The organism is Citrobacter sp. Cpo126 (assembly GCF_030332445.1).
GTDB classification, from domain to species: Bacteria; Pseudomonadota; Gammaproteobacteria; order Enterobacterales; family Enterobacteriaceae; genus Citrobacter; species Citrobacter portucalensis.
This window is the reverse complement of the sequence record NZ_JAOWHT010000037.1, coordinates 262195-272203: the sequence shown is the minus strand read 5'-3', so window position 1 is coordinate 272203 and position 10009 is coordinate 262195. Positions and strand designations below refer to the sequence as shown.

At 53.3% G+C, this 10009-nt stretch carries 7 protein-coding genes and 1 pseudogene; 4 read left to right on the top strand and 4 right to left on the bottom strand.

The window, feature by feature from the left end; genetic code table 11:
- Positions 1–221: pseudogene (locus OGY17_RS17935) on the top strand (IS110 family transposase); the annotation flags it as partial.
- Positions 222–397: 176 nt separating this feature from the next.
- Here the strand turns inward: OGY17_RS17935 and rsmJ are convergent.
- Complete coding sequence (gene rsmJ / locus OGY17_RS17930; protein WP_003827462.1) at positions 398–1147, bottom strand: 16S rRNA (guanine(1516)-N(2))-methyltransferase RsmJ; 750 nt, start codon at positions 1145–1147, stop codon at positions 398–400.
- Between the two features lie 134 nt (positions 1148–1281).
- Positions 1282–3324, bottom strand: a complete 2043-nt coding sequence (gene prlC, locus OGY17_RS17925; protein WP_286582431.1) for an oligopeptidase A — start codon at positions 3322–3324, stop codon at positions 1282–1284.
- A 208-nt stretch (positions 3325–3532) separates the two neighbouring features.
- On the opposite strand from prlC, the gene OGY17_RS17920 reads away from it, so the two are divergent.
- Together OGY17_RS17920 and gorA are read left to right on the top strand one after the other, a co-directional pair.
- Positions 3533–4375, top strand: a complete 843-nt coding sequence (locus OGY17_RS17920; RefSeq protein ID WP_003827459.1) for a 23S rRNA (adenine(2030)-N(6))-methyltransferase RlmJ — start codon at positions 3533–3535, stop codon at positions 4373–4375.
- Positions 4376–4479: 104 nt separating this feature from the next.
- A complete protein-coding gene (gene gorA / locus OGY17_RS17915) occupies positions 4480–5832 on the top strand; it encodes a glutathione-disulfide reductase (RefSeq protein ID WP_286607951.1) in 1353 nt (450 codons plus the stop codon).
- 85 nt (positions 5833–5917) lie between these two features.
- Here gorA and OGY17_RS17910 read toward each other — a convergent pair whose 3' ends face one another.
- Positions 5918–7081: a mandelate racemase/muconate lactonizing enzyme family protein gene (locus tag OGY17_RS17910; RefSeq protein ID WP_008786398.1), complete on the bottom strand. Its 1164-nt coding sequence runs from the start codon at positions 7079–7081 to the stop codon at positions 5918–5920.
- A 183-nt stretch (positions 7082–7264) separates the two neighbouring features.
- Here OGY17_RS17910 and OGY17_RS17905 point away from each other — a divergent pair, with 183 nt between their 5' ends.
- Positions 7265–8191 carry a LysR family transcriptional regulator gene (locus OGY17_RS17905; RefSeq protein ID WP_286607949.1) on the top strand — a complete coding sequence of 309 codons (927 nt, stop codon included), beginning with the start codon at positions 7265–7267 and terminating at the stop codon, positions 8189–8191.
- 65 nt (positions 8192–8256) lie between these two features.
- On the opposite strand, the gene OGY17_RS17900 is transcribed toward OGY17_RS17905, so the two are convergent.
- Positions 8257–9651: a cytochrome-c peroxidase gene (locus OGY17_RS17900; RefSeq protein ID WP_003837773.1), complete on the bottom strand. Its 1395-nt coding sequence runs from the start codon at positions 9649–9651 to the stop codon at positions 8257–8259.
- Positions 9652–10009: the final 358 nt, after the last annotated feature.

Sequence of the window (10009 nt, the reverse complement as noted above, 5' to 3'; positions counted from 1 at the left end):
GCGGCCATGTATCCCTGCGCAGGGCTCTGTACATGCCAGCGATGGTGGCAATAAGTAAAACGGAATGGGGGCGGGCGTTCCGCGACCGTCTGGCAGGAAACGGTAAAAAAGGGAAAGTGATAATAGGCGCAATGATGCGCAAGCTGGCGCATGTGTCTTACGGTGTACTGAAATCAGGTGAGCCGTTCGATGCGTCGAGACATGGGGTGATAACAGCCTGAAGGGAAGATGAATCAGGAAAAAACAGCGCCTGACGGCGCTGTGACTGGTCGTGCCTGCTATCCGTAACCGCGGAACCTGAAAAGGCTTGCAGGCGATAACAGTATCTACAAACCACACGCTGCCGTAGGCCTGATAAGCACAGCGCATCAGGCAGCACAGCGCACAGATCTACAAACTATGCTGTCCCAGCGTAGATATCAAACCGATGCCCTTTCGTGACTACCGCGTTCGGCGTGGCGACATCCGCCAGCGGCGGCGCGTAATCTGGGCGCTTCACCACCACACGTTTGGTGGCCAACTGACGCGCAGGCTCCAGCAGCCCATCCGCATCTAAATCCGGCCCCACCAATGACTGAAACACCCGCATTTCTTTTTTCACCAGCGCGCTTTTCTGCTTATGTGGAAACATCGGATCGAGGTACACCACCTGCGGGCGCGGCGTGATATCGGTTAACGCCGTCAGACTCGACGCATGGATCAGCTGTAAACGTTCCTGCAGCCACGGACCGATTTCCGGGTCGGCATAGCCGCGCGCCAGGCCATCATCGAGCAGTGCCGCAACCACCGGATTACGTTCCAGCATTCGTACGCGGCAGCCTACCGAGGCCAGTACAAACGCATCGCGCCCGAGCCCCGCGGTTGCATCGACCACATCCGGCAGGTAATCGCCTTTAATGCCAACCGCCTTCGCCACCGCTTCACCGCGTCCACCGCCAAATTTGCGCCGATGGGCCATCGCACCGCCCACGAAATCCACGAAGATACCGCCGAGTTTGGGTTCATCACGTTTGCGCAGTTCCAGATGTTCCGGCGTCATCACCAGCGCCATCAGGTTATCTTCATCGTGTTCCAGTCCCCAGCGGGCGGCAAGAACAGATAAGGCGCCGTCTCCGGCGCCTGTTTCATCTACTAAGCAGATTTTCAATTCCGCTTTACCCTAAATAATTCGAGTTGCATCAAGACAACAAGTGAAGGAATCCCTGGGAACGTACAAATAGTACGTGACCAGGGTGAGTAAGCGCAGTTGCCGAAGAGGCAGCTTGAAGTATGACGGGTAAATCAGCCTTTGATCCCGTAATGCTCCAGCATTGCATCCAGCTGTGGCTCGCGGCCACGGAAGCGCTTGAACAGTTCCATCGGCTCTTCAGAACCGCCACGGGTGAGGATGTTATCGAGGAACGATTGTCCGGTTTGACGGTTGAAAATCCCTTCATCTTCGAAGCGAGAGAAGGCATCTGCCGCCAGTACGTCTGCCCACAGATAGCTGTAGTAACCCGCTGCGTAGCCACCAGCAAAAATGTGGCTGAAGGCATGCGGGAAGCGGCCCCACGTTGGGCCCGGCACCACGGCGACCTGTTTTTTAATTTCCGCCAGCGTCTCGAGGATTTTAGCCCCTTGCTGCGGGTTAAACTCCGCGTGCAGACGGAAATCAAACAGACCGAACTCCAGTTGACGCAGAATAAACAGCGCTGCCTGGTAGTTTTTCGCCGCCAGCATTTTATCCAGCAGTTCCTTCGGCAACGGCTCACCGGTCTCAAAGTGACCAGAGATAAACGCCAACGCTTCCGGCTCCCAACACCAGTTCTCCATAAACTGGCTCGGCAGTTCGACCGCATCCCATGGCACACCGTTGATACCGGAAACGCCCGCGGTTTCGACACGGGTCAGCATATGGTGCAGACCGTGGCCGAACTCGTGGAACAGGGTGATCACTTCATCGTGGGTAAACAGCGCAGGTTTACCGTTCACCGGACGGTTAAAGTTACAGGTCAGGTAAGCGACCGGCTTTTGCAATGTGCCGTCTGTCTTGCGCATCTGGCCGACACAGTCGTCCATCCACGCCCCACCGCGTTTGTGTTCACGGGCATACAGATCAAGATAGAAGCTGCCGCGCAGCTCGTTGTTTTCGTCGTACAGCTCGAAGAAACGAACTTCCGGATGCCAGACGTCAACATCGGTGCGCTCTTTGGCGGTGATGCCATAAATACGTTTAACCACTTCAAACAGACCGTTAACGGCTTTGTTTTCCGGGAAGTAAGGACGCAGCTGCTCGTCGCTGATGCTGTAGAGGTGCTGTTTTTGTTTCTCGCTGTAGTAAGCGATATCCCACGGCTGCAGCTCATCAACACCAAATTCCGCTTTCGCGAAGGCGCGCAGTTGAGCCAGCTCTTTCTCACCCTGCGGACGGGCACGTTTCGCCAGGTCAGTCAGGAAGTCGAGTACCTGCTGCGGGTTCTCCGCCATTTTGGTAGCCAGAGATTTAAAGGCGTAGCTTTCAAAGCCCAGCAGTTGTGCCAGTTCGTGGCGCAGCGCGAGGATCTCTTCCATTATCGGGCTGTTGTCCCATTTGCCCGCGTTTGGCCCCTGGTCAGATGCGCGCGTGGAGTATGCACGATACATCTCTTCACGCAGCCCCTGGTTATCACAGTAGGTCATCACCGGCAGGTAGCTTGGGATATCCAGGGTTAACAGATAGCCTTCCTGCTCTTTGGCTTCAGCCTGCGCTTTTGCGGCGGCCAGCGCGCTTTCCGGCATCCCGGCAAGTTCCGCTTCGTCGGTCACCAGCTTGGTCCAGCCCATCGTAGCATCGAGGACGTTATTGCTGTACAGGTTGCCGAGCTCAGACAGGCGGGTGGCAATCTCACCATAGCGCTGCTGTTTTTCCTTCGGCAGACCAATACCAGAAAGCTCAAAATCGCGCAGCGCGTTATCAACCGCTTTTTTCTGTGCGGTGTTCAGGGTGGCGTAATGATCGCCATCACGCAGGTCGCGGTACGCTTTGTACAGGCCTTCATGTTGTCCAACCCAGGTACTGTATTCAGACAGCAGCGGCAGCGTTTGTTCGTAGGCTTCACGCAGTTCCGGGCTGTTTTTCACCGAATTCAGGTGACTAACCGGAGAGAAAATACGCCCCAGCACATCGTCGACTTCCGCCAACGGCTGGCAGAGGTTTTCCCAAGTGTACGGCGCGCTCTGCGCAACCACGCGCTCAACGTTTTCACGGCAATCGTTCAGCGCCTTAGTGACGGCAGGCACAACGTGTTCTGGCTGAATTTTAGAAAACGGCGGCAGTTCGAAGGGAGTCAGCAATGGATTGGTCATTAGCGCGGTCCTGTTGAAAAGAGTGAATGAAGCGCGTATCCGGCGCTGTGCATATTAATTTGTACAATGGGGTTAAGTGTAGAGGATTTCAATGCTAACCGTGATGGAAAGACGCCCGGTGACGCTGCGCTTACCGGGCCTACGGGTAATCCGTGTCGATCTGCTGTAAACTGTGGCAAATCGTCATTTCAGCGGAATTTCATTACCCATGCTCAGTTATCGCCACAGTTATCACGCAGGCAACCACGCCGACGTCCTTAAACATACCGTTCAGAGTCTGATCATCGAGTCGCTCAAAGAGAAAGAAAAACCGTTTCTCTATCTGGACACCCATGCTGGCGCTGGCCGTTATCAGCTGAGCAGTGAGCATGCCGAACGCACCGGTGAATACCTGGAAGGAATCGCCCGTATCTGGCAGCAGGACGATTTGCCTGCCGAACTGGAACCCTACATTGGCGTTGTGCAGCACTTCAACCGTAGCGGTCAGTTGCGCTACTACCCGGGCTCTCCGTTAATTGCTCGCCAGCTGCTGCGCGAACAGGACAGTCTGCAATTAACTGAACTGCACCCGAGCGACTTCCCTCTGCTGCGCGGCGAATTCCAGAAAGATGAGCGCGCTCGCGTGGCCAAAGCCGATGGTTATCAGCAGCTGAAAGCAAAATTACCGCCGGTTTCCCGTCGTGGGTTGATCCTTATCGATCCACCCTACGAAATCAAAAGCGACTACCAGGCAGTAGTGACCGGTATTAACGAAGGCTACAAACGTTTCGCGACCGGCACCTATGCGTTGTGGTATCCAGTGGTTCTGCGCCAACAAATCAAGCGCATGATCCACGATCTCGAAGACACCGGCATCCGCAAAATTCTGCAAATTGAGCTGGCAGTACGCCCGGACAGCGATCAGCGCGGCATGACGGCATCCGGCATGATTGTGATTAACCCACCGTGGAAGCTGGAGCAGCAGATGAACAACGTCCTGCCGTGGTTGCACAGCAAACTGGTTCCGACAGGAACCGGGCATACTTCCGTAAGCTGGATAGTGCCGGAGTAATCGCAGCCATCGGTGGAACCTTTTAATATCAGGTATACAATCGCGAATATTTTGGCGGATGGCGTAACGCTTCTCCGCCCTACAATGAACATAAAGGAGCGGTCATGACCAAGCACTATGATTACATCGCTATTGGCGGCGGCAGCGGCGGTATTGCCTCCATTAACCGTGCAGCAATGTACGGTCAAAAATGCGCACTGATTGAAGCCAAAGAGTTAGGCGGCACCTGCGTTAACGTTGGCTGCGTACCGAAGAAAGTGATGTGGCATGCCGCACAGGTCCGCGAAGCGATCCACATGTACGGTCCGGATTACGGTTTCGACACCACCATCAATAAGTTCGACTGGGATAAACTGATCGCCACGCGTACCGCTTATATCGATCGTATTCATACCTCGTACGACAACGTGCTGGGCAAAAATAATGTCGATGTGATCAAAGGCTTTGCTCGCTTCGTTGATGCAAAAACCGTTGAAGTGAATGGTAAAATCATCACTGCCGATCATATTTTGATTGCCACTGGCGGTCGCCCGAGTCGCCCGACTGTCCCTGGCGCGGAATACGGTATTGATTCTAATGGTTTCTTTGAGCTGCCAGCGTTACCAGAACGCGTGGCTGTTGTTGGTGCAGGCTACATTGCCGTTGAGCTGGCTGGTGTGATTAACGGCCTGGGTGCCCAAACGCACCTGTTCGTACGTAAACACGCGCCGCTGCGTAGCTTTGACCCGATGATCGTCGACACGCTGGTTGAGGTAATGAACGCCGAAGGCCCGACTCTGCATACTCACGCGATTCCAAAAGCGGTTGTTAAAAACGCTGACGGCAGCCTGACCCTGCAACTGGAAGATGGTCGTAGCGAAACGGTAGACTGCCTGATTTGGGCGATTGGTCGTGAGCCAGAAACGGACAACTTCAATCTGGCTGTTACCGGCGTGAAAACCAACGAAAAAGGCTACATCGTCGTTGATAAATTCCAGAACACCAGCGTGCCGGGTATTTATGCCGTCGGCGACAATACCGGTGCCGTTGAGCTGACGCCGGTTGCCGTTGCCGCGGGCCGTCGCCTGTCCGAGCGTCTGTTTAACAACAAGCCGGACGAGCATCTGGACTACAACAACATCCCGACCGTGGTCTTCAGCCACCCGCCAATTGGCACCGTGGGCCTGACCGAGCAGCAGGCTCGCGAACAGCACGGCGATGACCAGGTGAAAGTGTATAAATCCTCGTTTACCGCGATGTACACTGCCGTGACTTCACACCGCCAGCCGTGCCGCATGAAGCTGGTTTGCGTGGGTCCGGAAGAGAAGATTGTTGGTATTCATGGCATCGGTTTTGGCATGGACGAAATGCTGCAAGGCTTCGCGGTGGCGCTGAAAATGGGCGCGACTAAGAAAGACTTCGATAACACCGTCGCTATTCACCCGACTGCGGCAGAAGAATTCGTCACTATGCGCTAATTGCCCATGTGTAGACGTTATTCACTACACGCTTAAGTAACACTCCTCCGGCAACCGGAGGGGTGTTATGTCACCGCCGCCCGCGCTATTCGGCCAACGCGCGCATCTCTTTAATCAGGTCAGATTTACCTTCAAACCCTATGCCCGGCAGTTCTGGCATGACGATATGACCCTCTTCCACCTTAACTGAATCCGGGAAACCGCCGTACGGTTGGAACAGATCCGGATAACTTTCATTCCCACCGAGACCAAGACCCGCCGCAATGTTCAGCGACATCTGATGACCGCCATGCGGTATGCAGCGTGATGGGGACCAGCCAAACTGCGCCAGTACGTCGAGGGTACGCAGATATTCGACCAGACCGTAGGAAAGCGCACAGTCAAATTGCAGGTAGTCGCGATCCGGGCGCATGCCGCCGTAGCGCAGCAGGTTGCGCGCATCCTGATGAGAAAAGAGATTTTCACCCGTCGCCATCGAACCTGGGTAAAATTCTGACAGCGCGGCCTGGAGAGAATAATCCAGCGGGTCGCCAGCTTCTTCGTACCAGAACAATGGATAATCTCGTAGCATTTTGGCATAGGCAATACTGGTTTCCAGATTAAAGCGTCCATTGGCATCAACGGCAAGACGCGCTTCATCGCCAATTTCAGTCAACACCGCTTCGATACGGCGACGGTCCTCTTCCAACGATGCGCCACCGATTTTCATTTTAACCACGTTGTAGCCGCGGTTCAGGTAGCCTCGCATTTCCTGACGCAGCGCGCTCAGGTCTTTACCCGGATAATAGTAACCCCCCGCCGCGTAGACAAAGACGCGTGGATTCGCCTCAACACCCTTCATCTCAGCCAGCAGACGGAACAACGGCTTGTTGGCAATTTTGGCAACGGCATCCCAGATAGCCATATCCAGCGTACCCACAGCCACCGAACGCTCACCATGGCCCCCCGGCTTCTCATTACTCATCATGACGTCCCAGATTTTATGCGGATCCAGGTTATCGCCTTCGGCATTCAACAAACTTTCCGGGTCAGCGTCCAGAATGCGGTTACGGAAGCGTTCGCGGATCAATCCCCCCTGGCCGTAACGGCCATTAGAGTTAAATCCGTATCCCACCACACGGCGGCCCTCTATCTCAACATCAGTCACAACGGCCACCAGGCTGGTCGTCATCTTGCTGAAATCGATATAGGCATTACGAATAGGGGAAGCGATGGGTTTGGTAATTTCTACAACATCGAGGATACGCATGTTTTCTCCGGCGGGTTCTTGGTCAGTTATGCTTGCACTTACGCGCCTGTAAAAAGTGATAACTCATGCCGGTTTATTATTGGCATAATGCACTCAGGCAGCATTTAAGGACGCCATCGTCCTGTATTTCTCCATCTTAAGCAGTGCCTATTTACTGATCTAATGCCAAAGAGGCTGACTGTAATGCAAAATCGGCATCATCTGGAACTCACCTGGCTTGAAGACTGCGTTGCGCTGGCGCAGTCACTCAATTTCTCCCGCGCAGCCGCTTCCCGATATGTGACGCAGCCCGCATTCAGTCGGCGCATTGTTTCGCTGGAAGAGTGGCTTGGAACGCCGATTTTTGAACGTAACCGCCGTGGTGTCAGCCTGACCCGTGCGGGGGAAGTTTTCGTCGCTCAGGTGCCCGAACTGATCCGGGCGCTATACACCCTGAGAAATGAAACCATCGAAGCGGCGGGAAATTCCCGACCGGATGTTATTTTCTCCGCAACGCATTCCCTGTCGTTCTCATTTTTTCCGGCGCTGATGCGCAATAATGAAAAAATCGCCCGTTTCGGCTCATTTCGCCTGCTGTCAGACACGCTCAGCGCCTGTGAACGGATGATTGAAAAAGGGGATGCGCAGTTTCTGCTGTGTTATTACCACCCTCACATGCACATCAACCTCGATCAGACGAAATATCTTAGCGTCCGTCTCGGTCGAGAAATGTTATTACCTTACTCCAAATGCGATCCCCTCTCTCATCAGCCGCTCTGGCAGGCTACGGGGGGCAAAAAATTTCCGTTTCTCTCCTTCTCTGCAGAATCCGGTCTGGGGAGGATCCTCTCGAACACGTCATCGGTGAATCATGCCCGACGCGGTATGAACATCGCATTCACCGCCGATCTGGCCGCCACGCTGCTGGCGATGGTCAAAGCCGGGGACGGCATTGCCTGGCTGCCGGAAAGTCTGGCGGCCCCGGACGTTCAGGCCGGGACGATCGCCGCGGCGGCTTTACAGAAGAGCGGGTTATGGATACCCATTGATATCCGACTGTTTCGGCCTGCGGGCAGAATGTCCAGAGCAGTAGAAGAATTGTGGGGAATATTTGTGGATGAGCAGAGGTAAATACTCGCCAGGTAAAGAAGAATCATCCAGCCTGCAAAACGCGTCAGGCTGGATAACGCCAGAGGTTATTTACCCTGCATATATGGCGTATACACGCCGTTTAAGCTTTCGAGGAACGCCACGATATCGTCGATATCTTCCTGCGGCAGTTCTTTACCCACCTGATAACGCAGCATCAGTTTTACCGCGCCATCGAGCGTAGGCACATCACCGCGATGGAAATAAGGTGCGGTCAGCGCAACATTACGCAAGCCCGGGACTTTTTGACGCAGCTTGTCACGTAATTCATTAGTGACGTTCATGCGGCCAATATCTGCGGCAGTGACCTCACCGAAATTAAAGTCCTTTTTCAAACCCAATGGCTCAAATGAGCGCCCGCCTAAAATAATACCGCCATGACAGGTCGCACACTTATTATCTTTAAACAATTGATAGCCATGTTTCTGCTGAGCAGTTAACGCCGCTTCATCGCCGCGTAGCCATTTATCAAACGGCGAATTTGGCGTAATTAGCGTTTTCTCAAACTCAGCAATCGCATCGGTAATATTATCTCCGCTGAATCCCTGCGGATAAACCGCGATAAACTCTTGCTTCAATTGCGGATCTTTATCCAGTTTCTGGATAATTTCATCCCAGGATTTAGACGCCATTTCGATAGGGTTCAACGGCGGGCCGCCTGCCTGCGCCTGCAATGTTGGCGCACGACCATCCCAGAATTGTTCAACGTTGAAGACCGAGTTAAACACCGTCGGCGCATTAATCGGGCCAACGGCGCCGCCTACGCCGATCGACGTTTTCCGGCCATCCACGCCGCCTGCATTCAGGGCGTGGCAATGCGCGCAAGAAATCGTGCTGTCGCCTGAAATACGCGGGTCGTGGTAAAGCGTAAAGCCAAGCGCTACTTTGCGGGCATCGGTCGGGATACTTTCTGGTATCGGTTGTACCGGTTCATTACGATGCTGCGCGGCGGTATCGTTACTGGCGTAATACTGCTCACGCTGTTTCGCAATCCAGCCCAGGATCTCGGCTCGCTCCGTATCGCTGACCTTCCCGGCCCAGTGCAGCGCGGTATATCGCGTTGGCGGCATGGTGTCGTACTGCATCACCCATTCAATTTTATTCAGGTCGCTTTGCGAAACGGGTTTATCTGCGACCAGCGCCGCACGAACGGCTTCAAGATTGAATGATTTGTATCCCAGTTGAATGTCGTAATTCATCAACTGCTTAGCGACAGGAAAAGAAGAATAGAAAGGTAATTCAGCTGAAGGCGTGTGACAATAATCGCATCCTTTTTCGCGTAAAAATCCTAATACCTTATTATTTTCTTCCAGCGTAGAGGCCTGAACATCAGCCTGTTTGCTACGTTGATTATCGTGATACCACACATAACCGGATAATCCAAAATAACAAATCACGACGCCAGCTATGGCAATCGCGGTAAGACGGGTAATGATTTTCATTATTTTACCCTCACCGTTGTGAGTTATTGTGACCCAGAAAAATTAGAATAATTAATGCACAGTCTTTGTCAGACCTGACCATCATAGGAAATAAGGGGATTACTATTTTGATAAGTATCAAGCAATTACATGGAGGAGAACTATCAATAGAATAGCCTGCGCCTATTATAGAGATAAGACGTTACCTGTCTCTGTTCACACCTCGTTGCAATCGAATGCTCTGAAAATGGAATATATTCAGATTATGCAGAATTTTGAATTATCCATTATTTTCATTGGGATAGTCTGATTCTTTAAATTTTGCTCAGCATTAAAACGTGATCAACCGCACGCTTTACTCACCCGACACCGAAGCGAG